Origin of the sequence: Luteimonas sp. J29 (genome assembly GCF_000472505.1) — a bacterium.
GTDB lineage: Bacteria > Pseudomonadota > Gammaproteobacteria > Xanthomonadales > Xanthomonadaceae > Luteimonas.
In genome coordinates this window covers 15,103-40,206 of sequence record NZ_AWZR01000007.1, presented here as the reverse complement: position 1 = coordinate 40,206, position 25,104 = coordinate 15,103, and the positions used below count along the sequence as shown (strand labels likewise).

At 71.4% G+C, this 25,104-nt stretch carries 22 protein-coding genes; 6 read left to right on the top strand and 16 right to left on the bottom strand.

Annotation, left to right across the window (positions count from 1 at the left end; all coding sequences use genetic code 11):
- Both LUTJ29_RS17345 and proC read right to left on the bottom strand, forming a co-directional pair.
- On the bottom strand, positions 1-480 hold the full coding sequence (locus LUTJ29_RS17345; RefSeq protein ID WP_051322986.1) for a DUF4426 domain-containing protein: 480 nt from the start codon (positions 478-480) through the stop codon (positions 1-3).
- 13 nt (positions 481-493) lie between these two features.
- A complete protein-coding gene (proC, locus tag LUTJ29_RS0112260; RefSeq protein WP_027072768.1) occupies positions 494-1,336 on the bottom strand; it encodes a pyrroline-5-carboxylate reductase in 843 nt (280 codons plus the stop codon).
- Between the two features lie 356 nt (positions 1,337-1,692).
- Between proC and LUTJ29_RS0112255 the strand changes: the two genes are divergently transcribed.
- Positions 1,693-2,730 carry a type IV pilus twitching motility protein PilT gene (locus tag LUTJ29_RS0112255; RefSeq protein WP_027072767.1) on the top strand — a complete coding sequence of 346 codons (1,038 nt, stop codon included), beginning with the start codon at positions 1,693-1,695 and terminating at the stop codon, positions 2,728-2,730.
- Between the two features lie 143 nt (positions 2,731-2,873).
- Entirely contained in the window at positions 2,874-4,004 is a 1,131-nt protein-coding gene (locus LUTJ29_RS0112250) for a PilT/PilU family type 4a pilus ATPase (protein ID WP_027072766.1), read from the top strand.
- A 68-nt stretch (positions 4,005-4,072) separates the two neighbouring features.
- Here the strand turns inward: LUTJ29_RS0112250 and LUTJ29_RS0112245 are convergent, their stop codons facing one another.
- The 10 genes from LUTJ29_RS0112245 to LUTJ29_RS0112200 form a co-directional block, all read right to left on the bottom strand.
- Positions 4,073-6,391 carry a YfhO family protein gene (locus LUTJ29_RS0112245; protein ID WP_084524863.1) on the bottom strand — a complete coding sequence of 773 codons (2,319 nt, stop codon included), beginning with the start codon at positions 6,389-6,391 and terminating at the stop codon, positions 4,073-4,075.
- Positions 6,392-6,503: 112 nt separating this feature from the next.
- Entirely contained in the window at positions 6,504-7,634 is a 1,131-nt protein-coding gene (gene rffA / locus LUTJ29_RS0112240) for a dTDP-4-amino-4,6-dideoxygalactose transaminase (protein ID WP_027072764.1), read from the bottom strand.
- Positions 7,635-7,680: 46 nt separating this feature from the next.
- On the bottom strand, positions 7,681-8,055 hold the full coding sequence (locus LUTJ29_RS0112235; protein WP_043741365.1) for a hypothetical protein: 375 nt from the start codon (positions 8,053-8,055) through the stop codon (positions 7,681-7,683).
- A gap of 46 nt (positions 8,056-8,101) precedes the next feature.
- Entirely contained in the window at positions 8,102-8,809 is a 708-nt protein-coding gene (locus tag LUTJ29_RS0112230; protein ID WP_043741363.1) for a WbqC family protein, read from the bottom strand.
- Complete coding sequence (locus LUTJ29_RS0112225) at positions 8,806-10,449, bottom strand: HAD-IA family hydrolase (protein ID WP_027072762.1); 1,644 nt, start codon at positions 10,447-10,449, stop codon at positions 8,806-8,808. Before LUTJ29_RS0112225 ends, LUTJ29_RS0112230 begins: the two co-directional genes overlap by 4 nt.
- Positions 10,446-11,183 carry a class I SAM-dependent methyltransferase gene (locus LUTJ29_RS0112220; protein ID WP_027072761.1) on the bottom strand — a complete coding sequence of 246 codons (738 nt, stop codon included), beginning with the start codon at positions 11,181-11,183 and terminating at the stop codon, positions 10,446-10,448. The genes LUTJ29_RS0112225 and LUTJ29_RS0112220 overlap by 4 nt, the downstream gene beginning before the upstream one ends.
- Positions 11,167-12,180 carry a glycosyltransferase family 2 protein gene (locus tag LUTJ29_RS0112215; RefSeq protein WP_084524862.1) on the bottom strand — a complete coding sequence of 338 codons (1,014 nt, stop codon included), beginning with the start codon at positions 12,178-12,180 and terminating at the stop codon, positions 11,167-11,169. Before LUTJ29_RS0112215 ends, LUTJ29_RS0112220 begins: the two co-directional genes overlap by 17 nt.
- Before the next feature lie 37 nt (positions 12,181-12,217).
- Positions 12,218-13,156 (bottom strand): electron transfer flavoprotein subunit alpha/FixB family protein, encoded by a 939-nt coding sequence (locus LUTJ29_RS0112210; RefSeq protein ID WP_027072759.1) that lies wholly within the window; start codon positions 13,154-13,156, stop codon positions 12,218-12,220.
- Between the two features lie 88 nt (positions 13,157-13,244).
- Positions 13,245-13,991, bottom strand: a complete 747-nt coding sequence (locus LUTJ29_RS0112205; protein WP_027072758.1) for an electron transfer flavoprotein subunit beta/FixA family protein — start codon at positions 13,989-13,991, stop codon at positions 13,245-13,247.
- Positions 13,992-14,093: 102 nt separating this feature from the next.
- Positions 14,094-16,175 carry a glycoside hydrolase family 99-like domain-containing protein gene (locus LUTJ29_RS0112200; protein WP_027072757.1) on the bottom strand — a complete coding sequence of 694 codons (2,082 nt, stop codon included), beginning with the start codon at positions 16,173-16,175 and terminating at the stop codon, positions 14,094-14,096.
- A gap of 133 nt (positions 16,176-16,308) precedes the next feature.
- Here LUTJ29_RS0112200 and LUTJ29_RS0112195 point away from each other — a divergent pair, with 133 nt between their 5' ends.
- The 4 genes from LUTJ29_RS0112195 to LUTJ29_RS18170 all read left to right on the top strand — a co-directional run bounded on the left by LUTJ29_RS0112195 (position 16,309) and on the right by LUTJ29_RS18170 (position 21,185).
- Positions 16,309-17,022, top strand: coding sequence for a CoA transferase subunit A (locus tag LUTJ29_RS0112195; RefSeq protein ID WP_027072756.1), 714 nt, complete (start codon positions 16,309-16,311; stop codon positions 17,020-17,022).
- On the top strand, positions 17,022-17,651 hold the full coding sequence (locus LUTJ29_RS0112190) for a CoA transferase subunit B (RefSeq protein ID WP_027072755.1): 630 nt from the start codon (positions 17,022-17,024) through the stop codon (positions 17,649-17,651). Before LUTJ29_RS0112195 ends, LUTJ29_RS0112190 begins: the two co-directional genes overlap by 1 nt.
- Before the next feature lie 55 nt (positions 17,652-17,706).
- The gene (locus tag LUTJ29_RS18175) at positions 17,707-18,558 is read left to right on the top strand and encodes a methyltransferase domain-containing protein (RefSeq protein ID WP_051322985.1); all 852 of its coding nucleotides are present in this window, start codon (positions 17,707-17,709) and stop codon (positions 18,556-18,558) included.
- A 446-nt stretch (positions 18,559-19,004) separates the two neighbouring features.
- Complete coding sequence (locus LUTJ29_RS18170; RefSeq protein WP_051322984.1) at positions 19,005-21,185, top strand: FG-GAP-like repeat-containing protein; 2,181 nt, start codon at positions 19,005-19,007, stop codon at positions 21,183-21,185.
- A 299-nt stretch (positions 21,186-21,484) separates the two neighbouring features.
- On the opposite strand, the gene LUTJ29_RS0112175 is transcribed toward LUTJ29_RS18170, so the two are convergent.
- The 4 genes from LUTJ29_RS0112175 to LUTJ29_RS0112160 form a co-directional block, all read right to left on the bottom strand.
- Positions 21,485-22,162: an ABC-type transport auxiliary lipoprotein family protein gene (locus tag LUTJ29_RS0112175; protein ID WP_232221212.1), complete on the bottom strand. Its 678-nt coding sequence runs from the start codon at positions 22,160-22,162 to the stop codon at positions 21,485-21,487.
- Positions 22,159-23,082: an MlaD family protein gene (locus tag LUTJ29_RS0112170; protein ID WP_027072753.1), complete on the bottom strand. Its 924-nt coding sequence runs from the start codon at positions 23,080-23,082 to the stop codon at positions 22,159-22,161. The genes LUTJ29_RS0112175 and LUTJ29_RS0112170 overlap by 4 nt, the downstream gene beginning before the upstream one ends.
- Positions 23,083-23,085: 3 nt before the next feature.
- Entirely contained in the window at positions 23,086-23,862 is a 777-nt protein-coding gene (locus LUTJ29_RS17330) for an ATP-binding cassette domain-containing protein (protein ID WP_051323013.1), read from the bottom strand.
- A 65-nt stretch (positions 23,863-23,927) separates the two neighbouring features.
- A complete protein-coding gene (locus LUTJ29_RS0112160) occupies positions 23,928-25,046 on the bottom strand; it encodes an ABC transporter permease (RefSeq protein WP_027072752.1) in 1,119 nt (372 codons plus the stop codon).
- Positions 25,047-25,104: the final 58 nt, after the last annotated feature.

The following is a 25,104-nucleotide window of genomic DNA, read 5'->3' as shown; positions in this document are numbered from 1 at the left end:
TCAGGGCGGCAGGAGGTCGCGGCTGAAGCGCAGCACTCCCGGCGCCGGCGCGCCCTCGGGATGCACGGTGACCTCGAAGGCCAGCGTGTCGGGCGGCGGCACGCGCGCGGTGCCGACGTAGTCGATGAAGCCCTCGCTGCGCACCTCGCGCAGCGGCACGTCCTGCCAGACGCCGCGCAGGTCGCGGGCGCGTGCGCTGACCTGCGCCGGCACCGACGCCTCGTCGTGCAGCGGCCCGCGGCGCACGCCCACCAGCAACAGGTGCACGTCGCGGCCCGGTTCCACCCCGTAATGGCGGGCGATGCCGGGCCCCAGCGACGCAGTGGGCGCCAGGCTCGCGCGGACCGTGAACTCGCCGATGGCCAGTTCGGCCGGCTGGCGCGCGGCCTGCGCCGCGGCCGCGAGGTCGGCGCGCGACGCGGGATCGCCGCCGCAGGCGGCCAGCAGCCCGGCCGTCGCCGCCGCGGCGAGGATGCGCATGCGGCGCGCGCGCTCAGTCATTGGCCGCGGAGAGTTCGCCCCCGCGGCGGGTCGCCGCGCGGATCGCGCGCGCGACCAGTCCGCGCAGGTCGCCGGCCTCGAAGGCCTCGATCGCGGCCTGGGTGGTGCCGCCGGGCGAGGTGACGCGGCGCCGGAGCTCGGTGGGCGGCTCGCCGGATTCGACCAGCATCCGCGCCGCGCCCAGGATCGTGTGCCGGACCAGGGTGCGCGCCGCGTTCGCGGACAGGCCCTCGGCGATGGCGGCCTCCTCCATCGCCTCGGCCAGCAGGAACACGTAGGCCGGACCGCTGCCGGAGGTGCCGGTGACCGCGTCCATCAGCGATTCGTCGTCGATCCACACCGTCGCGCCCGCGCTCGCGAGCAGGCGCGCGGCGCGCGCGCGGCCGTCGTCGTCCACGCGCGGATTGGCGTACAGGCCCGTGACCCCTGCGCCGAGCAGGGCGGGCGTGTTGGGCATGGCGCGCACGACCGCGAACTCCGCGCCGAGCCAGCGCTGGATCTGGGCCGAGGTGATGCCGGCGGCGATCGACACCACCAGCGGCCGCGCCTGCTGCGCCGTCGCGGCCAGGTCCGTGCAGACGGCGCGCATCACCTGCGGCTTGACCGCGAACACCCAGGTCGCGGCGCCTTCGACGGCCTCCGCGGCGCTCGCGAAGGTGGGCACGCCGAAGGACGAGGCCAGCGCGGCACGGGCGTCGGCGTTGGGGTCGGCGACGCGGATCGCGGATGGATCCGCACCGCCGGCGAGCAGTCCGCCGACCAGGCTGCGGGCCATGTTGCCGCCACCGATGAAGACGACCGTCGGAAGGGACTCGGGCGAAGCGGGGCTGGGCATTGGCGGGAGGTGTCGTGGACGGGGCCAACACCCTACCGCGTCGGGACGCGCATGGGGCAACGCGACCGGTGCGCGTGGCCGCACCCGGCCCGCTTCCGGGGCCGGCGACGGGTCGCGGCGCCCGAGCGCGGCGGCCGCTTCCCCGCCGGCGGCCCGATGGCCCCCGCCAGCCGCCCGCCACGTTCAGTCCATTGCCGGTCCCGTTGCAGGGGCGGCATCGGCAAGTCCCGATATCCGATTGAAAGGTCTGGAATTGTGATCCGGGTACGGGGCTATACTGCCGGCCGGGGCTAGGCTGTGGCCTGCGGGACGGGGACACGGCCGCATCACGTCATCAGCAGTGCCAGGGGACTTGCATGGATATCGCCGAACTGTTGGCGTTCTCGGTCAAGAACAAGGCGTCCGACCTCCACCTCTCGGCGGGCCTGCCGCCGATGATCCGGGTCGACGGCGACGTGCGGCGGATCAACATCCCGGCGCTCGAGCACAAGCAGGTGCATGCGCTGATCTACGACATCATGTCGGACAAGCAGCGCCGCGACTACGAGGAGTTCCTCGAGACCGACTTCTCGTTCGAGATCCCGGGCCTGGCGCGCTTCCGCGTCAATGCCTTCAACCAGAACCGCGGCGCGGCGGCGGTGTTCCGCACCATTCCCTCCGAGGTGCTGACCCTCGAGGACCTGGGCTGCCCGCCCATCTTCCGCGAGCTGATCCAGCAGCCGCAGGGCCTGATCCTGGTGACCGGCCCGACCGGCTCGGGCAAGTCGACCACCCTGGCGGCGATGCTCGACCACATCAACAAGAACGAGTACGCGCACATCCTCTCGGTCGAGGACCCGATCGAGTTCGTGCACACCTCGCAGAAGTGCCTGATCAACCAGCGCGAGGTGCACCGCGACACCCACGGCTTCAGCGAGGCGCTGCGTTCGGCGCTGCGCGAGGACCCGGACTACATCCTGGTCGGCGAGATGCGCGACATCGAGACCATCCGCCTGGCGCTGACCGCGGCCGAGACCGGCCACCTGGTGTTCGGCACCCTGCACACCAGCTCGGCGGCCAAGACCATCGACCGCATCATCGACGTGTTCCCCGCCGGCGAGAAGCCGATGGTGCGCTCGATGCTGTCGGAGTCGCTGCGCGCGGTGATCTCGCAGGCGCTGCTGAAGAAGGTCGGCGGCGGGCGCACCGCGGCCTGGGAGATCATGGTCGGCATCCCCGCCATCCGCAACCTGATCCGCGAGGACAAGGTCGCGCAGATGTACTCGGCGATCCAGACCGGCCAGCAGCACGGCATGATGACCCTCGACCAGCACCTGCAGGACCTGGTCAAGCGCGGCCTGGTCACGCGCCAGCAGGCCAGGGAATACGCGCGGGAGAAGCGGCTGTTCGAGTGACCGGGCGACCGGCGCTCGGGCAGGGATCGGATTTGGGACCAGTCACGGCCGGGGAGGGCGAGGGGTAACCGGATCGGGCAGGCGCGCGGCGCCCGTCCACGACCACCGGCCCGCTCCCGGTCCCCGGCCACGCAGGAGCCACCATGAGCAGCATCGACTTCACCTCGTTCCTCAAGCTGATGGCCCACCAGAAGGCCTCGGACCTGTTCATCACCGCGGGCATGCCGCCGTCGATGAAGGTCCACGGCAAGATCCAGCCCATCACCCAGAACCCGCTCACGCCGCAGCAGTCGCGCGACCTGGTGCTGAACGTGATGACCCCGCCGCAGCGCGAGGAGTTCGAGAAGACCCACGAGTGCAACTTCGCCATCGGCGTCTCGGGCGTGGGCCGCTTCCGCGTCAGCTGCTTCTACCAGCGCAACCAGGTGGGCATGGTGCTGCGCCGGATCGAGACCAAGATCCCGACGGTCGAGGAGCTGAACCTGCCGCCGATCATCAAGACGCTGGCGATGACCAAGCGCGGCATCATCATCTTCGTCGGCGCCACCGGCACCGGCAAGTCGACCTCGCTGGCGGCGATGATCGGCTACCGCAACCAGAACTCGACCGGCCACATCATCACGATCGAGGACCCGATCGAGTTCGTGCACAAGCACGAAGGTTGCATCGTCACCCAGCGCGAGGTCGGCATCGACACCGACAGCTGGGAGAACGCGCTGAAGAACACCCTGCGCCAGGCGCCGGACGTGATCATGATCGGCGAGGTGCGCACCCGCGAGGGCATGGACCACGCCATCGCCTTCGCGGAGACCGGCCACCTGGTGCTGTGCACCCTGCATGCGAACAACGCCAACCAGGCGATGGACCGCATCATCAACTTCTTCCCCGAGGACCGCCGCAGCCAGCTGTTGATGGACCTCTCGCTCAACCTCAAGGCGGTGATCGCGCAGCAGCTGATCCCGACCCCCGACGGCAAGGGCCGGCGCGTGGCGATGGAGATCCTGCTCGGCACCCCGCTGGTGCAGGACTACATCCGCGAGGGCGAGATCCACAAGCTCAAGGAAGTGATGAAGGAGTCGACCAACCTCGGTATGAAGACCTTCGACCAGGCGCTGTTCGAGCTGTACCAGGCCGGCGAGATCTCCTACGAGGACGCCCTGCGCCACGCCGACTCGCAGAACGAGGTCCGGCTCAGGATCAAGCTCGCCCAGGGCGGCGACGCCCGCACCCTGGCCCAGGGACTGGACGGGGTGGAGATCTCCGAAGTCCGCTGAGGACCGGCGCCTCGGGCGGGGGGGGGGCGGCTGGCCGCCCGGCCGGTGCGCTGGCACCGCGTCCCGGGTCAGCGCCTGCGGCGCAGCCACCAGCGGCCGCCGGCCAGCGCCAGCAGCGCGAGCAGGGCCGCGAGCGACAGCCCCTGGCCCAGGCGCCTGCCGGGCACTTCGTAGCGAAGTTCCACCAGGCTGCTGCCGGCCGGCACCGGCAGCGCGGTCAGTCCGTACTGCGCCCGCGTCGTGGCGACCGGGGTGCCGTCCACCCGCGCCTTCCAGCCGCGGTCGTGCGGCATCGCCACCAGCAGCGCGGCCGGGCGCGTCGCCTGCACGGTGATGTCCAGGGCCCGGTCGTCGACCAGCCGCACGTGGACGCGGTCGGCGTCCTGGGTCGGCTGCGTCGCGGGCGCCGATTCGAGCGCCGCCAGCGTGGCCCACATCGGATCCGGATCCTCGACCACGAGCCAGTCCAACAGGGCCTGGTCGCGCTTCTTCGGGCGGACGTCCGCGAGTACCGACTCTCCGACTACATTGCGGTACAGGTGGGCCACGCCCCGTGCGTTTCCATTGAGGAAGACGTGGATGTCACCGGCCGAGCCGACCAGCCTGTTGGCCTTGTCCTTTGCCGGTTTCATGTCCCGGGACAGGATGTATCGCACGCCGAGCAGGTCGAGGATGGCGGGACGGCCCGTCATCGTGCTGATGTAGTTCGCGCGCGGGTGGTGGCGGGGCAGCCGCAGCGAGTCGACGAAGCGGGTGATCGACTTGCCGTGGAAGAAGTACGACTTCGTGCCGTGGTAGCCCTGCACCAGGGCGTCGTTGAGGAAGACCGAGTTGAAGGTCTTCTCGATCCGGTAGAACTCGTCCTCGCCGCCGTGCGCGCGGGCCAGGGCGACGGCCTCGGCGGTGCCGTCGTCGTAGCGCCGGCCGTTGGCCGCCACCCCGTCAGTGTCGACTGTCCTGCGGTCGACGAACGCGGGCGCGGCCGCGAGCAGCAGCTCCGCCGCGACCATGACGCACAGGACGGTGGCCAGCGCCGGCCCCGGCCGCTTGCCTGCCTGGATCCACAGCAGCCCGAGGTACATCCCGGCGAAGGCGAGGACCAGGCACAGGTAGCCCTTCGCGATCGGCCCGGGCGACAGCCAGACCGCGCCGACCAGGGCGCATCCGATCGCGGCCGCGGCGATGGCGACACCCGGGCGCCACACGCCGCTCAGGCAGGCGCGCCGCAGCCCGGCCACGCCCGCCAGCACGATCCCTGCCGAGACCCAGAGCGTGGAGATCCGGAACCCGGTGTGGCCGAAGCCGTACACGGCGTGGCGCACGGCGGGCCACGCGAAATAGGCCGCGAGCAGGACCACGCCGGCGACCAGGCCCCAGCGTTCGCGGCGGGTGGCCGAGGGCGACAGCAGCTGCGGGGCGCAGACCAGCATCAGCATGCCGACGTAGAAGCCGGGTCCCTCGAACCAGTTCTGGTAGCCGCGGTATGCATTCGCCGTGCCCAGCAGGTCCTTGCCGAACAGCCCGGCGAGCTCGGCGCCGATCGTCCTGGCGCTGTTGAGCGAGAGCAGCTTCTCGGCCAGGGTCGAGAACTTCGCGTGGTCCCCGCTCACCCTCGGGCTGTCGAGCAGGAACAGGATGTTCGGCACCTGGACCACGGCCATGAGCATGGCGCCCAGCGCCCCGAGCACGGCGAACGCCAGCAGGGTCGGCAGCAGCGGCCGCGCATCGTCGCGGGTGTCGAGCAGCAGCATGCGTGCCGGGAGGTAGACCAGGGTCAGCAGGGCGAACACGTAGGGCTCGAACGGTCCCCCGGCGCACACCACCAGCCCGGCCGCCACCGCGAACCACCCGCGCGAGGTGCGGAAGTAGCTCTCCAGGAAGTACAGGTAGGCCGAGAACTGCAGGATGAACAGCGCGTCCCACTGCTCGTTGATCACCGCGTAGTTGCCGAAGGCGTAGGCCAGGGCGCCGATGGAGGCCAGGGTCGGGTCGACGCGCAGCCTGCGCAGGTAGGCGAAGAAGAACGCGCCGGCCAGGAACAGCTTGAGCATGTACAGCGGCATGCGCGCGGCGAGCTGCCACGCGTCGGGCAGCCAGGCCAACGCGATGTGGGTGGGAAGCACCGCGGCGCCGATGTAGCCGCCGAGGCCCTGGCGGAAGGACCAGGTGAGTTCGCCGTACTGGCGCAGCTGCTCGGCCTGGATGACCTGGATCGGGTAGAAGTAGCTGAAGGTGTCGATGCCGATGTCGATGAAGGCGAGCGCCTTGCCGGTGGCGGTGTAATAGGCGACGAACGGCAGCGACACGGCGAGGAACATCAGCGCATAGCGCAGGAAGCCGCGCCGGATCGGGGCGTGGGTGCCGGGAGTCTGTGCGTCTGGCGTCATGGGCGGGCGTTCGGTGGGCTGGCCGGGTTGGCGTGGCGTGGTGCGCACGCCCGGCGGGCCGGCCGGCAATTATTTCATGCGTGCAGCGGCGCGATCGGCGGCGACGGCGGCCTCACCCGCGCACCAGCGCCGCATCCGCCGCCGCGAGGATCCTGTCCAGGTGCCCGTCGATGCCGATCCACAGCGGCATGCGCAGCAGGCGGTCGCTGACGTCCACGGTGACCGGCAGTTCTCCGTGCGCGCGGCCGTACCTGCGGCCGGCGGGCGTGGCGTGCAGCGGCACGTAGTGGAATACCGCCTGCACCCCCGCTTCCTTCAGGCTGGCGATGCAGGCCTGGCGGTGCCCGAGGTCGCGCAGCAGCAGGTAGTACATGTGGGCGTTGTGGGTGCAGTGCGCGGGGACGATCGGGCGCCGTACCCTGCCCTCGCGCTCGTGGGCCTCTGCCCACTGGTGGTAGGTCTCCCAGATCCGCAGGCGCTCGCCGGTGATCGCGTCCAGCGCCTCGAGCTGGGCGAGCAGGAAGGCCGCGCTGATCTCGCCGGGCAGGTAGGAGGAACCCACGTCGACCCAGGTGTACTTGTCGACCTGGCCGCGGAAGAACTTGCTGCGGTTGGTGCCCTTCTCGCGGATGATCTCGGCCCGTTCGGAGAAGCGCTCGTCGTTGACCAGCAGCGCGCCTCCCTCGCCCGAGATCGCGTTCTTGGTCTCGTGGAAGCTCAGGCATCCCAGCGCCCCCATCGAGCCGAGCGGCCGGCCGTGGTAGGTCGAGCGGATGCCCTGCGCGGCGTCCTCGACCACCGCCAGCCCGTGCCGGCGCGCGATCTCGCCGATCGCGTCCATCTCGCAGCCGACCCCGGCGTAATGCACCACGCAGATCGCCCGGGTGCGCGGCGTGATCGCCGCCTCGACCAGGGTCTCGTCGAGGTTGAGCGTGTCGGGTCGGATGTCGACGAACACCGGCACCGCGCCGCGCAGCACGAAGGCGTTGGCGGTCGAGACGAAGGTGAACGAGGGCATGATCACCTCGTCGCCGGGCTGCAGGTCGAGCAGGAGCGCGGCCATTTCCAGCGCCGCCGTGCACGAGTGGGTGAGCAGCGCGCGCGCGCATCCGGTGTCCTGTTCCAGCAGCGCGTGGCAGCGGCGCGTGAACGGTCCGTCCCCGGACAGGTGCATGTTCTCGCAGGCCTGGCGGATGTATTCCAGTTCGCGGCCGGCGAGGCGGGGCTTGTTGAACGGGATCATGTCGGGTCCGTGTCCGGCGTCGGGAGGGATGGGCGGGGCGCGGGGATCATCCCTGGGCGCCGACGATGATGCCGATGACGATGAGGGTCAGGCCGATCACCTTCGGCGTGGTGATCGGCTCGGAGAACAGGACGTTGCTGCCGAACACCACGAGCACGAAGGTCAGCGCGGTCATCGGGTGCGCGTGGCTGAGGGGCAGGCGCGTCATCGCCAGCATCCAGGTCGCCGAGGCGACTACCGCCGCCGCGAGCGCGCTGACGACCAGCGGGCTGGTGAACAGGTGGAACAGGTGCATGGCACGGCCGTGCAGGTCGGCCGGCATCGGCGGCGAGGCGAGGACCTGCCACTTGATCGCGAACTGGCCGTATACCGTCAGCAGGATGGTGAGCAACACGAGTCCGTAGGCGGTCGCAGCGTGCATGGCGTGTCCTGGCGTCTGGGAGTGCGCGGGGCGGTAAGGTCCGGACTCAGGTCCGGGCCTGGCGGTGACCCCAGATATGGTAGGCAGCCTCGTCCCCCGTGCACATCAGCAGGTCGACGATGCTGACGGCGTGCTCGAACGGGGGCCAGGGCTGCTCGTACTCGGGGTAGTCGCCGTAGTCCTTGTAGGCCAGCTCCACCCCGATCTCCTCGAAGCGGGCGGGCTCGATGTAGGCGCGGGCGGCGGGCCCGGACAGGTAGTGGGTCGCCCCGGACTTGCGGACCAGGTCCAGGATCAGTTCCTGCTTGGCGCCCTCCGGGGCATAGTCCGAGGCATCGCTGAAGCGGGTGGTGATGCCGAGCGCCTGCGTGGCGATCGTTCGGACCATGGCCTGGTTCATCGCCGAGAGGTTGTCCCAGCGGGTGCCCAGGTAGAAGTCCTCGAACAGCGGGCGCCAGCGCGCATAGCCGCGGCACTTGGCGTAGACGTGTTGGATCGACTTCCAGTGGCGGGCCTGCCACGACGGGTCGGGGATCGCCACGTCCTGGATCCTGCGGCGGGTATCGGCGCCGACCGGCACCGACAGCCACTGCAGGCCGTTGGCCGACTTGATCCGGTTGCGGCTCCTCCAGTCCCGCGTGGTGAACTGCACGCAGTCCAGGAAGATGAACTCGTCGACGTCGTGGATGATGTCGAAGAAGCCCTTCCAGGGGATGTAGGACGACTGCAGGATGGCGACGCGATGCTGTTTCATCGTGACAGCAGTGATTCCCGGACGATGGTCAGGTCGCGCACGTGGTGGATGTCCCCGGGCAGGGGGATCCGCGCGGCCAGCGACCGGTGCGGATGGATGAAGGCGCCGTCGCGGTGGAGCACGAAGGCGCAGGCGTAGCCGCTTCGGATCGCGCCGAGCGCGTCGCGGAACAGGTTGTCGCCGACCATGCACAGCCGGTCCGGCGACAGCCCGAGGCCGCGCGCGGCGGCCTCGAACGCCACGGCGGCCGGCTTTTCCGCGCCGGCCCCGCGCGAGAAGAACGCGGCCAGGTCGCGCAGCACGGGCGAACGTTCGAGCTTGGAGCGCTGGGTGGCGACCGGATTGTCGGTGAGGACGGCCAGCCGCAGGCCGGCATCGCGCAGGGCCTCCAGCGCCGGGGCGACGTCGGGGTACAGCGGCGTCTCGCCGCCCGGCGCGCGGCGGTAGGCCTCGAGCAGGGCCTGGCGCTGGCGTTCCTCCCAGCCGAGCGTCTCGCACACCCGGTCGATGAGGAAGCGGCGTTCGCCCTCGTCGATGGCCTGCAGCGCGGCGAGGGCGAACGCGTCCGGGTCGGCCCATCCGCGTGCGACGGCGTCGTAGGCGGCGGCGAGCCTGTCCGCCATCCACAGCTTGTGGTCGACCAGGGTGTCGTCGAGGTCGAAGACCACCGCGTCGGGGCGCTGGCGCAGCAGGGGCACCGCGATCGTCTCGAGGTAGCGCACCGTCCTGGCGGCGCGCCGCGGGGCGTCGGCGTCGGGGCCGGGCGCCTGGTCCTCGAGGAAGAAGCCGGGCAGGTTGACGCCTTCGGCCAGGGCGTGCACGGCGGAAGTCCCGAACCTCGGATTGACGTCGGACACGAACGGCTCGCCGTCGTCCGCGACGATGAACTGGACGTTGAGGATGCCGCGCCCGCCGGACGCGGCCAGGACATCGGCGATCCGGCGCGCGAGCGCCCGCAGCGGCGCCCGGCTCGCCGTGCGCGAGATCGCGGCGTAGCCGCCGGTCGTGCGCAGGCGCCGGCGCAGCACCAGCGGCGAGACGTGGCCCGACGGCGAGATCGCCAGGTCGAGCGAGTACTCCTCGAACCGCTCCAGGTAGGGGAACCACAGCAGCGGCGCGCCGCCCGGGCGCGCGTCGGCGTGCCGGGCCTCCGCGGGCGAGCGGGCCAGGACGGTCCCCGTCCCGCCCCAGCCATGCCGGGGCTTGCCGAACAGGGGGCGGGAGAAGTCATGGTCCTCCGGATCGACCGGCGCCTGGACCGGCAGCCCGTGCGCGAGCAGGAACCGGTGCGTGGCCTGCTTGTCGAGCAGGATCTCCACCAGCGACGGATCGGAGACCGCGACCTGCGCGCCCGCCCGCGCGAACCTGTCCCGCAGCCGCGCCAGCAGCGGCAGTTCGTGCGCGGTCGCGGGGAATACCGCGCGCACGCCGCGCTCCCGGACCAGCGCGAGCAGCGCATCGGTGAACGCCGCCTCGTCGGCGAGCGGCGGGACCTGCACGTAGCGCGGCGAGAGGTAGCGGGTGACGTTGTCCTGGTACACGTCGGCCACGATCGGCGCGACGTGCGCGAGCCGCTGCAGCGACTCCAGCAGCCCCAGCCCCTGGAACCCGCCGCCGCTGACGATCAGGACCGGGATCATCCGGGGCGTGCGACCAGCAGGATGCCGTTGGTGATGTCGGGAAGCCCGAAGCCGACCTCGATCAGTGCCTCATCGAGGGTGCGGCCCAGGCCCAGCGACTGGATCTGGCCCGTGGTGAACGGCTTGAGCATGAGGCCGTGGCGCGCCTCGACGCGATAGCCGCTGGCCTCGACCAGGTCCGCGATGCTGTCGGAATCGAAGTAGCGCTTGTGGCCGAGCGCGCGGTCGGAGTCGCTCAGCGAGTAGATGTCGGGCATCAGCCCCGCGGCGTGGCCCAGCAGGCGGTGCAGCGAACGCGCGTTGGGAACCGCCACGAACAGCACGCCGTCGTCGGCGATCATGCCGCGGAAGCGGCGCAGGACCAGGCCCGGGTCGTCCACGTGCTCGAGTACGAAGCCCATCTCGATGACGTCGAAGGGCTGGTCGAACTCGATGTCCTCGAAGTACGCCTCGTGCACCTGCACGAAGGCCGGCGGCGACGCCTTGGCGAGGTAGTCGGCGATGATCTCCGGCGAGCCTTCCACCACGTGGTATTCGCGCAGCGAGATGTTGTCGAACAGGGTCCGGCTCACGATCTGGCGGCCGATGCCGAGGCTCAGGGCGCGCAGGTTCCTGCGGTCCTTCAGGGTCTCGACCAGCTTGCGGGCGTAGGCGTCCAGGAGCACTGTCTCGTCCCAGTAGTAGGGGAACGAGTCCTCGTAGGCGTCCTTGTACTGGTCAAGGTTCTCTTTCATGTTCCTGTCCTTGTTCGTCGAGGTTCCGGACGATGAACGCAGGCCGGCCCTGGGTTTGCACGAAGATCCTCGAGACGTACAGCCCCAGGATCCCCATCATGGTGATCACCACGCCGCTCGACCCGATGATGAGCAGCGACAGCGCGGTGAATCCGGCGAGCACGGAGTCCGGGTACAGCAGCTTGCGGGCCACGAGGAAGGCCCCGAACAGCACCGCGGCCAGCACCAGCAGCAGGCCGACGCCGAGCACGAACTTCAGCGGCACGGTGGAGAAGGAGGTGATCGCCTCCACCAGCAGCGACACGCGCTTGCGCAACGAGTAGGTGGAGCGTCCCTCGCGCTGGGACTTGGCGACCGGCACCCCGACCTGCCGGAACCCGGTCCAGTACATCATGCCGGCCAGGAAGATGTTGCGGTCGCCGAGCTGCAGCAGCGCGTCGACGTACTCGCGCCGCATCAGCCGTTCGGTGAGCACGTTCTCCGGCACGCGGGTGTCGCTGAGCAGGTTGAACAGGCGCCAGAAGGCCCGGCCGCCCACGCGTTCGACCAGCCCGCCCTTGCGGACCTCCTGCACCCCGTAAACCACGTCGGCCGAGGTGTCGCGCATGGTGCGCAGGAAGGTCCCGAGGACCGACGGCGGCACCTCGAGGTCGCAATCGATCATGAACACGAGGTCGCCGCGCGCGCAGGTCAGGCCCGCCAGCGCCGCGCGGTGGTGGCCGAAGTTGCGGGCCAGGTCGACCAGGCGCACGCGCGGGTCGAGGGCCTGCTGGGCGCGCACGAAGGCGGCCGAGCCGTCGGGCGAGCCATCGTTGACGAAGACGATCTCGTGGTCGTCGAACCCCGCTTCCGCCAGCGCCTGCCGCGCCTGCTCCAGGAAGGCGGAAAGGAAAGGCTCGGAGCGGTACATCATCGTGACCACGCTGATCGCGCGGCGGGGCGCATGGCGCGCCCCGGCGCGCGGCTGGCCGCGCACGATGTCCGTGGCCTCGGTCATGGAAGCCCGGGTCCGGAAGCCCGCGCGCCGGGTGGGGTCACAGGGCCGCCTCGAGCTCCGGCAGCAGCGTGAACAGGTCGCCGACCAGGCCGATGTCGGCGATCTCGAAGATCGGCGCGTCCGGGTCCTTGTTGATCGCGACGATCGTTCCGGCGTCCTTGATGCCGGTCAGGTGCTGGATCGCGCCGGAGATGCCGACCGCCACGTACAGCTCGGGGGCGATGATCTTGCCGGTCTGGCCGACCTGCAGCTCGTTCGGGACGTAGCCGGCGTCGACCGCCGCGCGCGAAGCGCCCACCGCCGCGCCGAGCCTGTCGGCCAGCCGGTAGATGATCTCGAAGTTCTCCTTCGAGCCCACGCCGCGACCGCCGGATACCACCCGCCTGGCGCTCTGCAGGTCGGGGCGGTCGGACTTGCCCTGGGCCAGGCCGACGAAGCGGGTGTGGGTGGGCAGGGTGGCGGAGGTACCGGCCGCCTCGACCGGCGCGCCGCCGTCGCGCGCGGCTTCCGGCCACGACGCGGTGCGCACGGTGGCCACCACGACCCGGTCGGCCGGCGCCTCGACGGTGATGATCGCGTTGCCCGCGTAGATCGGGCGCTTGAACACGTGCGGCCCCTCGACCGCCATCAGGTCGGACACCTGGGCCACGCCCAGCAGCGCGGCCACGCACGGGGCGAGGTCCTTGCCGAAGGTGGTGCTGGGCAGGAACACGTGGCTGTAGTCCTTCGCCAGTTCCGCGACCTGCGGCGCCAGCACCTGGGCGATGGGATGCGCGTTGGCCGGGTTGGCCACGGCGCGCACCCGGGTCACGCCCGAGATCTTCGCGGCCTCGGCGGCGACGGCGGACGGATCGGCGGCGAGCACCGCGACGTCGATGGCCTCCGGCGAGAGCGCCAGCGCGGCGCTGACGGTGCGCGCGGTGGAGGCGTTGAGGGCGCCGTCGAGGTGTTCGGCGATGACGAGGACGTTGGACATGGCGCAATCTCTCCTGGTGGTCGGGCGGGTCGCGCGTGGCGCGCGGGCCGCCGCCCGGTTCGCCCGCCGGTGCGGGCCGCGTGGATGCCTAGAGCAGGCCCTTCTGCTTGAGGACCGAGACCAGTTCGGCCACGTCCTTCACCATCACGCCCCGGCTGCGCCCGGTCGGCGCGGCGTGGTGCGTGGTGCGCAGGAAGTCGCCGGACTCGACGCCCAGGTCCGCGAACGGGACCGTCTCCATCGGCTTGCTCTTGGCCTTCATGATGTCGGGCAGCTTGATGAAGCGCGGCTCGTTCAGGCGCAGGTCGGTGGTCACCACCGCCGGCAGGTCGACCTCCAGCGTCTCCAGGCCGGCGTCGACCTCGCGCGTGACCGTCGCCTTGCCGTCGGCGATCTCCAGCTTCGAGGCGAAGGTGGCCTGCGGCCGGCCCCAGAGCGTGGCCAGCATCTGCCCGGTCTGGTTGGCATCGTCGTCGATCGCCTGCTTGCCCAGCAGCACCAGGTCCGGCTGCTCCTTCTCCACCAGCTTGAGCAGGGCGCGCGCGGCGGTGAGGGGCTGGACCGGCTGGTCGGCGACCACGTGGATGGCGCGGTTGGCGCCCATCGCCAGGCCGTTGCGCAGGTGCGCGGCGGCGTCGGCGGGGGCGATCGTGGCGACCACCACCTCGGTGGCGAGGCCCTTGTCGCGCAGGCGCAGCGCTTCTTCCAGCGCGATCTCGTCGAACGGATTGGCCGACAGCTTGACGCCGTCGGTGACCACGCCAGAGCCGTCCGGCTTGACCTGGATGCGGACGTTCGCGTCCACCACGCGCTTGTAGGCGACGAGGATCTTCATCTTGTGGGGGCTCCCGGAGCAGAAATCTGGACGCCCGCCGCGGGCCGGCGGGCAGAGCCTCGCGATTCTACCCGTCCGCTGCCGTACGGGCGAGTACGCGGGTCAGCCGTCGCGGCGCGCGTAGGGGTAGGGGGCGGCGGGGTCGGTAGGGTCGGGCTCCCCGCAGGCCCCGGCGGCGGTCTCGACGCGGTAGCCGGCGGCGCCCACGCACAGGCCGAACAGGCGCTCGACCGCATGCGCGCAGGTGCCGTCGACCTGGCCGCGCTCGGACTCGAACAGCTGCGGGTCCAGGTGCGCGTCGAGCAGCGGGCGCAGGGCCTCGAGCCGGACCCAGAACATGCTGCCGGCCACGAAGCGGTCGCCGTCCGGGTCGAAGGGCGGCAGGCCGAGCCGGGTCGCCAGGCGGCGCACGTTGGCCTCGTTGGCGCCCCAGAAGTAGCCCAGAGGCTGCAGGTGGCCCTCGGGCGCCACCAGCCCCAGGGCGGGATCGGCGGCGAAGGCTTCCAGCAGCGCCGGGACGCGGGCCGGGGCCAGCAGCCGGTCGAGCAGTTCGGCGCGCCAGCGCTCGCCGTCCCAGCGATGGTCGGACTGCTTGGTGTGGAGCTTGAGCACCACGTCGACGCCCTCGTCCAGGAGCCGGTCGGCCACGTGCAGGAACGGCAGGATGTCGCGGCCGCGGTTCTCGAACACCAGCACTTCGGCCGTGGCGCCGGCCCGGTCGAGGGCGTCGCGCACGGCATCGGCGCGCTCGGGCGCGGTGGTCACCACCAGGCGCCAGTCGAGGCCGCTGGCGCGCAGGCGTTCGAGCAGTTCCGGCAGCACCTCGATGTACCAGGCGTGGACCACGGCGCAGGGACGGCGGTCGGGCTCGGGCGGCCGCGCCGCGCGCCACAGCGCCTGGCGGGTCGCTTCCAGCCAGGCATGGCCCAGGCGCGCGTCCGGCTCGAGCACCGCCCCTTCCGCCCACTCGTTCCAGGCGTTGATGAAGACCAGGCGCTCTCCGGCCGGCACGCCCTCCAGGCGCCGGGCGATGCTGTCGTGCAGCCAGTCGCGGTAGCCGCGGGGCGAGGCGTGCAGGTAGACGTGGCCCCGGCCGGGGCGGCGCGGTTCGTTGTCCCAGCCCGGGTTCACGCCGGGGAACAGGCGGTAGCCGGGCATGGGGCGGCGCCGCGCATCCTCCGCCATCGCGCGCCAGTCGAGCACGTCGCCGCGGTGGTCGGGGTTGAGCAGCAGCTGCCGCTCGCAGATCGAGCGCGGCGGGGACAGGTTGGGCGGGAACTCCACCGCCGAATCGAAGCCGATGTCGGCCGGGTCCGGCCGTTCGAACGACTGCACGTAGGCGAGGTGGATCTCGCCGATGCCGTGTTCGCGGCACCACTCGCGCCAGCGCCGGGCGGTGGCGGCCGGATCGGGCATCAGGCCCGGGCGGTACACCAGCAGCATTGGCTTGCCGTCCACCCGCAGCGCGTTGGGCGCGCGCAGGTAGTCGGCAACGTAGGCGATGAAGGCCAGGTCGTCCCCGTCGCCGTGCTGCTGGGCGATCAGCACGTCCTGTTCGCGCCCGTCCCAGCGCCGCGACCAGCTTTCGTTGGCCCAGCACAGGCAGAACGGGAAGTCGATCTCCGGGTCGCGGAGCCACTGCCGCAGCGGCGTTTCGAGCAGGGTGCGGCCGCCGAACCAGTAGAAGTAGAAGCAGAACGCGCCGATCCCGTACTCGCGCGCCAGCCGCGCCTGCTCGCGCATCACGCCCACGTCGCGCAGGTCGTAGAACCCGAGGTCGGCCGGCAGCCGCGGCTGGTGGTGGCCGTCGAACTGGGGCAGGGCGCGGGTGACATTGCGCCATTCGGTGAAGCCGCGGCCCCACCAGGCGTCGTTCTCCGGGATCGGGTGGAACTGCGGCAGGTAGAACGCGACCAGCGTCGCCGGGAGCGGCGAGGGCAGCGTGCCGTCGCGCCGGGGAACGTGGCCGATCGCGGGCTGGTCGGCGCGGACCGGGTGGCCCAGGCCGAGCGCTTCCTCCACCAGGCGGCCGCGGCGCCGGTACGGCACCAGGGCCGGGAAACGGGCCACGAACCACTCGCGCCACCGGTCGCGCGTGGCGTCGCCCAGCGGCAGCAGGCGGAACGCCGCGCGCAGTGCGTTGAACAGGGCTGCGCGCAGGCGGTCGCGGGAACGTCGGCTCATGCGCCTATGATCCCAGAAAGCGATGGCCGCGACGCGATGGCGGTGGACGACCGGCGCGGCTTGCGGCGCGCCCGGCCATCGACCCGCAGACGGCGCTGGGTAGAATCACCCCACCAGCGGAGCCGAGGATTCCATGAGCACATCCAAGCGGTACCCGGACGCGCGCGCCGCGCTCGCCGACCTCGTCGCCGACGGCCAGACCCTCGCCGTGGGCGGGTTCGGGCTGTGCGGCATCCCCGAAGCGCTGATCGCCGCGCTGCGCGATTCCGGCGTCAAGAACCTCACCGTCATCTCCAACAACGCGGGCGTCGACGGCTTCGGCCTCGGCCAGCTGCTCGAGACACGGCAGATCCGCAAGATGATTTCGTCCTACGTCGGCGAAAACAAGGAGTTCGAGCGCCAGTTCCTCGGCGGCGAACTCGAGCTCGAATTCAACCCGCAAGGCACGCTGGCAGAACGCCTGCGCGCGGGCGGCGCCGGCATCCCGGCCTTCTTCACCCGCACCGGCTACGGCACGGTGGTGGCCGAGGGCAAGGAAACCCGCCAGTTCGACGACGGCCACTGGTACGTGCTGGAAACCGCGCTCAAGGCCGACCTCTCGCTGGTCAAGGCGTGGAAGGCGGACGAGGCCGGCAACCTCGTGTTCCGCAAGACCGCGCGCAACTTCAATCCGGCCTGCGCCATGGCCGGCAAGGTCTGCGTGGCCGAGGTCGAGGAGATCGTGCCGATCGGCGACATCGATCCCGACCACGTGCACCTGCCCGGCATCTACGTCGACCGCCTCGTGCTCAACCCCACCCCCGAGAAGCGCATCGAACAGCGCACCGTCCGCCAGGAGGACAAGTAATGGCCTGGACCCGCGACGAGATGGCGCGCCGCGCCGCACAGGAGCTGACCGACGGCGCCTACGTGAACCTGGGCATCGGCCTGCCGACCCTGGTGGCCAACCACATCCCCGAGGGCATGGACGTGTGGCTGCAGTCCGAGAACGGCCTGCTGGGCATCGGGCCGTTCCCGACCGAGGACGAGGTCGACGCCGACCTGATCAACGCCGGCAAGCAGACCGTCACCGCGCGCCCGGGCGCGAGCTACTTCGGCAGCCACGACTCCTTCGCCATGATCCGTGGCGGCCACATCGACCTGGCCATCCTCGGCGCGATGCAGGTCACCGACAAGGGCGACCTGGCCAACTGGATGGTGCCCGGCAAGATGGTCAAGGGCATGGGCGGGGCCATGGACCTGGTGGCCGGGGTCAAGCGGGTCGTGGTGCTCATGGAACACACGGCGAAGAACGGCGAACACAAGATCCTGCCCGAGTGCACCCTGCCGCTGACCGGCGTGGGCGTGGTCGACCGGATCATCACCGACCTGGCGGTCTTCGACGTGACCCCGCAGGGACTCAATCTGGTGGAAACCGCGCCAGGCGTGGAACTCGACGAGCTCAAGGCCAGGACCGGGGTCGGGTTCGCCTCGTGACAGGCGCGAGGCCGCGGGCCGTCCCGGGCTGCCGCCGGGAACGCGGGGGACGGGCATGACCTGGTACCGGGACCTCAGCCCGGTCCTCGCCGAGGGCGTCCATGGGATCGCCTTCCCGGTGGCAGGGGACGCCCCGGGCGCCAGCGTGTCCTACCCCGAAGCCGGACACGAGGCCTGCTTCGACATCGAAGACGCGTCCTTCTGGTTCAGGCACCGCAACGAGGCCATCTCGGCGATGGTGCGGCGTCATCCGCCCGACGGCCTGCTGCTGGACGTGGGCGGGGGGAACGGGTACGTCGCCCAGCGCCTGGTCCGGGACGGCTGGCCGGTCGCCCTGCTGGAGCCGGGCGTGCAGGGCGCCACCAATGCGCGCCTGCAGCGGGGGCTGGAGCGGGTCGTCTGCGCGGACTTCTTCCAGGCGCGCATCAGTCCCGGCAGCGTCGGCGCCGTGGGCCTGTTCGACGTGATCGAACACGTCGAGGACGATCGGGCGATGGTCGAGGAGCTTGCCCGGGTGTTGCCGCCGGGGGGCCGGGTCTACATGAGCGTCCCCGCCCACGCCTGGCTGTGGTCGCAGGCGGACGTCGACGCCGGCCACTTCCGCAGGCACACCTTCGATTCGATGTCCAAGCTGCTGGACGGCATCTTCGAGCTCGAGTACTGGAGCTACTACTTCCGGCCGCTCCTGTTGCCGCAGCTGCTCCTGCGTGCGCTGCCGTACCGGATGGGGCTGGGCAGGCAGGCCCCTCCCGGGCGCGCCGAGTTCGAGCATGGCGTCGACCGTGGACTGGCGGTGCGCACGCTGGAACGACTGCTCCGGCCCGAGGTGGACGCGATCGCCGCGGGCAGGCGCCTGTCCGTGGGGGCCAGCGCGATCCTGGTCGCGCGCAGGCGCCGCCACGGTTGAGCAGGCCCGGACCTCGCGCGCCGCGCCGCCGTCCAGGCAAGTCGAATGCGCGCGCCTGGCACCGGTGATAAGCATCCTCACCGACCTTGCGGTATTCAATGCGGGGCTGGATGGTCGGTCCCTGCTGCCACCTTCCCCCTGGTCGACGCGGTGACGAACCGGCCGGAAACCGGGGTGGGGTTCACGGAAACCCCGTGAACCGCCCGGTCGGACGCCGGTGCTTTCAGCTGTGATTTAGCTTCCGCAGCAGCGGAGGCCGGCGTATCCTGCGACACTCCCCGCCTCAGGGGCGACATCTACTCGGGACGCGAGACATGCGCAAACATCTGCTTGGATTGATGCTGGTTGCCGGACTGGCAGGCTGCACCTCGGATCATGGAACCGACCCCGCTGCTTCGCGGCCGGCAACGGCGGACCCGCTCGTCGCGTCCGACCCCGCCCAGGCGTTGCCGTCGCAGCGCGAGCCGGGGACCGGCTTCGCCTCGCTTCCCGACCGCGGCCAGCTGCTCGCCTACGGCGACGCGCGCAAGGTCCGGCAGTCCGGAGCCTACACCTTCCATCCGGTCTCGCTCAGCGAAGAGCACGCCCTGAACGCGATCGCCACCGGCAAGCTGGTGGTGCCCACGCCGGGCGGCGAGAACGTCGAGCTGGCCTACGAGCGCCACGAGGAGCACGCGGACGGCAACTGGTCCTGGATCGGCCGCGGCCCGGACGGCGAGGGCGCGGTGCTGACCTTCGGCGACCAGGCGGTGTTCGGCATGGTCAGCCATCGCGGCCAGCAGCTGCGCGTGCGCACCGACCGCGACGGCGCGTGGGTGGTCACCACCGATCCGACCCGCCTGCCCCCGGGCCGCCACGACCACGACGACGTGCTGCTGCCGCCCGAGCAGGGCATGGCGGCGGCCGCCCGGCGCGTGGCCGCGAAGGCCGCGCCCGCCGTACCGGGCAAGGCGGTGGCCGTGATCGACGTGCTGATCGGCTATTCCAGCGGCCTGGCCCAGCAGCTCGGCGGCGCTTCCGCCGCGGGCACCCGCGCGTCCTACCTGGTGGCGCAGGCCAACCAGGCCTACGCCAACAGCGGGGTGAACATGCGCCTGCGCCCGGTGTACGCGCTGCAGGTCAACTACGCCGACAACTCGAGCAACGAGGACGCGCTGCAGCAGATGACCGGCTACGACGCCGGCGCCGGCAGGGACATCACGCCGAACGCCGCGTTCGACGCCCTGCGCAAGGCGCGCGACGAGTATGGCGCCGACCTGGTGGCCTTCCTGCGCCGTTACCGCGAGCCGGAGCACGCCGGCTGCGGCATCGCCTGGCTGCTCGGCATGAACGGCTCGGGGATCCAGGCCGCGCGCGACGCCGACTTCGGCTACGCGGTGATCAGCGACGGCGAGGACCTCGACGAAGGCGACGGCCAGAGCTACTTCTGCAGCGACTTCTCGCTGGCGCACGAACTCGGCCACCTGATGGGCCAGGCCCACAACCAGGAGGACGCGGCCGGCCGCGCCGGCGTGCACAGCTATTCCTACGGCTACCGCGAGACGTCGTCGTCGGGCTTCTTCACGATCATGGCCTACCCGCTGGGTGACGGCCAGCTCGAGATCCCGCACTTCGCCAACCCGTCGGTGCGCTACCAGAACCGCCCCACGGGCAGCGCCGGCGCGGACAACGTCCGCAGCATGAACCAGACGATGCCGATCATTTCGGCGTTCCGTGCCACCGTGGTGCCGCTGCCCTACACCCGCAACGATGTCGACGGCAACGGTTTCGGCGACATCCTGTGGGAGCACACCGGCAACCGCCAGTTCGCGTACTGGCTGATGAACGGCGCCAGCCGTACCGGCAGCTCGACCATGAGCAACATCGCGAACGGCTACAGGTTGATCGCCACTGGCGACTTCAACGCCGATGGCCGCGCGGACCTGGTGTGGAGCAACCCGTCGCTGCGCGACCTCTACATCTGGCTGGGCAAAGGCAACGGCGGGTTCACCGCGCGCTCGCTGGGCACGTATCCGGCTGGCTGGGCCCTCGTGGGTACCGGCGATGCCAACCGGGACGGCAAGAGCGACCTGTACTGGTTCAACGCCTCGACCCGCCAGTACGGCTACTGGCTGATGGACGGCGGTCGCCGCACCGGCTCGCGCACGTTCAACAACGCCGGCGCGGGTTTCTCGGTCGCCGGGATCGGCGACTTCAATGCGGACGGCTACGCCGACACCCTGTGGGTGAACCCGACCACCCGCGAGCTGTACCTGTGGTCGGGCAACGCGTCCGGCGGCATCAACTCGGCCAGGGTGTCGACCTATCCGGCCGGCTGGCAGGTCGCCGGCGTCGGCGACGTGAGCGGCGACGGTGCCACCGACATCCTCTGGACCCATCCGGCGTCGCGCCAGTTCGGCTACTGGGAGATGGCGGGGAGCAAGGTGCGCAAGACCACCACCATCGGCAACGTGGGCGCCGGCTACACCATCGCGGCGGTGACCGACTACGACGGCGACGGCCGCGAGGACGTGCTGTGGGTCAACACCACCCAGCGCCAGCTGTACATCTGGCTGATGAAGGGCGATGCCGCCTACACCTCGCGCCCGGTCGGCACCTATCCGGCGGGCTGGACGATCGTCCGCTGAGGACGCGTCGCGGCGACGGACCACCGTCGCCGCCGTCGCAGGCGATGCGAAGCCGGGCGCCCGATGCGCCCGGCTTTTCTTGGGCCCGATGCGCGCGGCGGCCGCCACGGGCCGGATCGCACTGCCGCGTCGGGCGTGGGAAGCGGCCAGGCGGGGCACGAGCGTGCAGCGCGCACGGCCCTGCCCAGGCAGGGCAGCGCCCGTGCCGGGTGCGTGCGCCAGTCGGGCACGCCGGATGCGCGCGAACCGGCTCCGCGCCGGGAGGAGCCCGGGGTGCCCGCGTCGCCGCCCCGGGGCGCCTAGGGCGCCGGGCGGGCCGGGAGATCCTGCCGGTGCGCGTCGCCCTCGGCGAGGACCCAGTTGCCGAGCTCGCCGGTGACGGTTCCAAGCCCGCGGGTGAAGGCGTCCACCACCAGCGCGACATCGGTGCCGGCGGCCGGTTCCGCGTGGTGGAAGGTGCGCGCGGCCACGATCCCCTGGTCGATGCTGCGGATCAGCTTGGCGTGCAGCTCGATGGTGGCCGCGGGGGCGGGCCCGCCGGCGTAGTCGGCTTCGAAGCGGCGCAGATCGATCACCAGCTTGTAGTCGGCGGTGACGCCGGCGCCCTGGCGGGCGATGGCCGGCACCTTGCCGGAGTCCTCCAGGGCGCGCAGCAGCGCGTCCTGGACCATGTCGCCCGGCGTCTTGGCCCAGACGGCGCCGCGGTAGACCTGCAGCTCCCCGGGCGTGGGCCGCACCGCGATGCGGAAGCTGTCGATGGCGCGCGCGCCCGACGGCGGGCTCAGCGAGAGCTGCCAGGTCGCCGCCGGCGCGGACGGGTCGATCGCGACCCGCGGGTCGGGCGCGTACACGGTCGAGCGCTCGCGTTCTCCGCCGCCACCCAGCAGCGAACAGCCCGCCAGCGTGGCGAGCAGCAGGGGCGCGATCAGGCGGGCGGCCCGGCGGGGCCGAAACGGGATCGGGGCCGCGTGGTTCACGGTTCGAACTCCTTGGGGGCGTCGCGACCGAGCAGGTAGCGCGCGGGGTTGGCGTCGAGCCGGTCGCTGATCCGGCGCAGGTCGCGGATCAGGCTGCGCAGTTCGCCCAGGGTCGGGCCGAGCTGCGACAGGCCGTCGTTGGCGAAGCTGTTGATGGCCGCGCGGTTCTCGTTGAGGATCGTATCGGCGCCGCGTGCGGCCGAATCCAGCCGGTCCAGGGTGCCATCGATCTTCTCCATCAGCCGCGGCAGGTTCTGCGCCAGTTCGCGGTCGAAGGTGTCGAGGGTGCGGTTGGCCGAGGCCATGGTGACGGTCAGCTGCTGGCTGGCGGTACGCGCGTTGACCAGGATCTCGCGCATGTCCTCGCGCTGCTCGGCGATCGCGCCGGTCATGGTCTCGATGTGGTCCAGGGTGGCGGCGATGCGGGCCACGTTGTCCTCGCTGAGCACCTGGTCGAGGCGCTCGACCAGCCGGTTGGCGGTGTCGGCGATGTTCTGCAGCGCCGAGGCCGCGGTCTCGATCACCGGCGGCTCGCCGTCGGGGCCGGGCAGCAGCGGCGGCGCGGCCGGGCTGCCGCCGGTGAGCTGGATGATCGGCGGCCCGGTGAGGCTGGTCATCGACAGCCGCGCCTGGGTATCCACCTTGACCGGGGTGCTGGCCTGCAGGCGCAGGCGCGCGATCACCTGGCGCGGGTCCTCCGGCGCCAGCATCAGGTCCTCGACCGTGCCCACGGCGATGCCGTTGTACTGCACGCTGCTGCCTTCGGTCAGTCCGGTCACCGGCTCGAGGAACACCACGCGGTACTCGTTCCAGCCGCGGTCGGACGAGTACTTCGCGGCCCACAGCGCGAACAGCAGCAGGAACACCGTCACCGCGATGGTGAACGCACCGATCAGGACGTAGTTGGCCTTGGTTTCCATGCGTCAGGACTCCTGCGCGGCGCCTTCCGCCGCGCGTGCGGCCGCGCGCCCGCGCGGCCCGTGGAAATACTCGCGGATCCAGGGGTGGTCGTGCCGCTCGATCTCGGCCAGCGGGGCCGCGGCGACCACGTTGCGGTCGGCGAGCACGGCGACACGGTCGCAGATCGTGTACAGGGTGTCGAGGTCGTGGGTGATCAGGAACACCGTCAGGCCCAGCGCCTGCTGCAGGGTCCGGATCAGGCGGTCGAAGGCGGCGGCGCCGATCGGGTCCAGGCCGGCGGTCGGCTCGTCCAGGAACAGCATCGGCGGGTCCAGCGCCAGCGCCCGCGCCAGCGCGGCGCGCTTGCGCATGCCGCCCGACAGCTGCGAGGGCAGCTTGTCCAGCGCGTCGGCCGGCAGCCCGGCCAGGCGCACCTTCAGCAGGGAGAGCTCGTAGCGCAGGGAATCGGGCAGGTCGGGATGGTGCTCCTTGAGCGGCACTTCCACGTTCTCGCCCACGGTCAGGGAGGAGAACAGCGCGCCGTCCTGGAACAGCACCCCGGTGCTGCGCTCCAGGTGCAGGCGGTCGGCCGGGTCGTCCGAGCGCGGGTCCACGCCCAGCACCGAGATCTCGCCGGCATCGGGCCGGCGCAGGCCGATCAGCGACCGCATCAGCACCGACTTGCCCGAGCCCGAGCCGCCGACCACGCCGATGATCTCGCCCTGGTACACGTCCAGGTCCAGGCCCTCGTGCACGGTCTGGCGGCCGAAGCGGTTGACCAGGCCGCGCACGCGGATCAGCGCCGGTGGCCGGTCCTGGCCGCGGGCGGGTGGCTGACGCTGGAGGTCGGGGTCGGCGGCCATGCTCACCAGTCCATGTACATGAACCAGATCGCGGCGAGCGCGTCGAACACGATCACCAGCGAAATCGTCTGCACCACGCTCGAGGTGGTGCGTTCGCCCACCGACTGCGCCGTGCCCTTGACCTGCAGGCCCTCGAGGCAGCCGATCAGCCCGATCACCATCGCGAACAGCGGCGCCTTGGACATGCCGACCAGGAAGTGGCGCAGCTCCATCTCCTGGTACATCCGCGCCAGGTAGGCCTGCGGCGGGATGTCGAGGCTGAAGGCGCCCACCGACAGGCCGCCGAGCAGGCCCGACATCATCGCGATGAAGGTCAGCAGCGGCAGCATCACCAGCAGCGCGACCACGCGCGGGATCACCAGCAGGTCCACCGGGTCCAGGCCCAGGGTGCGGATCGCGTCGATCTCCTCGCGGCTCACCATCGCCCCGATCTGGGCGGTGAACGCGCTGGCGGTGCGGCCGGCGAGCAGGATCGCGGTCAACAGCACCCCGAACTCGCGCAGGAACGCGATCGACACCAGCTCCACGACGAAGATCGTGGCGCCGAAGTCGGCGAGGATCTGCGCGCCGAGGAACGCGATCACGGCACCGACCAGGAACGACAGCAGCGCCACCAGCGGCACCGCGTCCAGGCCCACCTGCTCCATGTGGTGCACGGTGGAGGTGAGCCGGAAACGCTGCGGGGCCAGCACGGTGCGGCCGAGCTTGACCAGGGTCTCGCCGAGGAAGCTCACCAGGGCCACGATCTCCTGCGCGTTGTCGTGCACCGCGTAGCCCAGTCGCGCCAGGGCGGCGGCGAACCCGTACTCGCGCTTGGCCGCGGGGCGGCCGCCGTGCACGTCCTCGATCGCCGCCACCAGGGCCTGGTGGTCGTCGCGGAAGCGGAAGCCCGCGTAGTCCATGCCGGTGCGCTCGGCGTGGCGCAACAGCTGGAGCACGCCGAGCGAATCGAGCCGCTGCACGGCCGTGGCGTCGACGCAACGGGCGTCGCCGGGCGCCGCGCGCAGGACCTTCCCGATCTCGTGCGCCTGTCCGATCGTCCAGTGTCCGGACAGGCGCAGCACCGACGGATCGGCAGGGTCGGCGGTGGCGGACGGCGGCTGTGGCGTGGGCGCAGTCATCGCAGGCGAGGATACAGGCAAGCCCCCTTCGACGGCAGCCGGCGGCGCCCGGCTGCCG

What these genes read in the sequence shown, in the direction of transcription:
- LUTJ29_RS17345 (WP_051322986.1), bottom strand. Translation starts at nt 480, where the DNA reads ATGCGCATCCTCGCCGCGGCGGCGACGGCCGGGCTGCTGGCCGCCTGC.
- proC (WP_027072768.1), bottom strand. Translation starts at nt 1,336, where the DNA reads ATGCCCAGCCCCGCTTCGCCCGAGTCCCTTCCGACGGTCGTCTTCATC.
- LUTJ29_RS0112255 (WP_027072767.1), top strand. Translation starts at nt 1,693, where the DNA reads ATGGATATCGCCGAACTGTTGGCGTTCTCGGTCAAGAACAAGGCGTCC.
- LUTJ29_RS0112250 (WP_027072766.1), top strand. Translation starts at nt 2,874, where the DNA reads ATGAGCAGCATCGACTTCACCTCGTTCCTCAAGCTGATGGCCCACCAG.
- LUTJ29_RS0112245 (WP_084524863.1), bottom strand. Translation starts at nt 6,391, where the DNA reads ATGACGCCAGACGCACAGACTCCCGGCACCCACGCCCCGATCCGGCGC.
- rffA (WP_027072764.1), bottom strand. Translation starts at nt 7,634, where the DNA reads ATGATCCCGTTCAACAAGCCCCGCCTCGCCGGCCGCGAACTGGAATAC.
- LUTJ29_RS0112235 (WP_043741365.1), bottom strand. Translation starts at nt 8,055, where the DNA reads ATGCACGCTGCGACCGCCTACGGACTCGTGTTGCTCACCATCCTGCTG.
- LUTJ29_RS0112230 (WP_043741363.1), bottom strand. Translation starts at nt 8,809, where the DNA reads ATGAAACAGCATCGCGTCGCCATCCTGCAGTCGTCCTACATCCCCTGG.
- LUTJ29_RS0112225 (WP_027072762.1), bottom strand. Translation starts at nt 10,449, where the DNA reads ATGATCCCGGTCCTGATCGTCAGCGGCGGCGGGTTCCAGGGGCTGGGG.
- LUTJ29_RS0112220 (WP_027072761.1), bottom strand. Translation starts at nt 11,183, where the DNA reads ATGAAAGAGAACCTTGACCAGTACAAGGACGCCTACGAGGACTCGTTC.
- LUTJ29_RS0112215 (WP_084524862.1), bottom strand. Translation starts at nt 12,180, where the DNA reads ATGACCGAGGCCACGGACATCGTGCGCGGCCAGCCGCGCGCCGGGGCG.
- LUTJ29_RS0112210 (WP_027072759.1), bottom strand. Translation starts at nt 13,156, where the DNA reads ATGTCCAACGTCCTCGTCATCGCCGAACACCTCGACGGCGCCCTCAAC.
- LUTJ29_RS0112205 (WP_027072758.1), bottom strand. Translation starts at nt 13,991, where the DNA reads ATGAAGATCCTCGTCGCCTACAAGCGCGTGGTGGACGCGAACGTCCGC.
- LUTJ29_RS0112200 (WP_027072757.1), bottom strand. Translation starts at nt 16,175, where the DNA reads ATGAGCCGACGTTCCCGCGACCGCCTGCGCGCAGCCCTGTTCAACGCA.
- LUTJ29_RS0112195 (WP_027072756.1), top strand. Translation starts at nt 16,309, where the DNA reads ATGAGCACATCCAAGCGGTACCCGGACGCGCGCGCCGCGCTCGCCGAC.
- LUTJ29_RS0112190 (WP_027072755.1), top strand. Translation starts at nt 17,022, where the DNA reads ATGGCCTGGACCCGCGACGAGATGGCGCGCCGCGCCGCACAGGAGCTG.
- LUTJ29_RS18175 (WP_051322985.1), top strand. Translation starts at nt 17,707, where the DNA reads ATGACCTGGTACCGGGACCTCAGCCCGGTCCTCGCCGAGGGCGTCCAT.
- LUTJ29_RS0112170 (WP_027072753.1), bottom strand. Translation starts at nt 23,082, where the DNA reads ATGGAAACCAAGGCCAACTACGTCCTGATCGGTGCGTTCACCATCGCG.
- LUTJ29_RS0112160 (WP_027072752.1), bottom strand. Translation starts at nt 25,046, where the DNA reads ATGACTGCGCCCACGCCACAGCCGCCGTCCGCCACCGCCGACCCTGCC.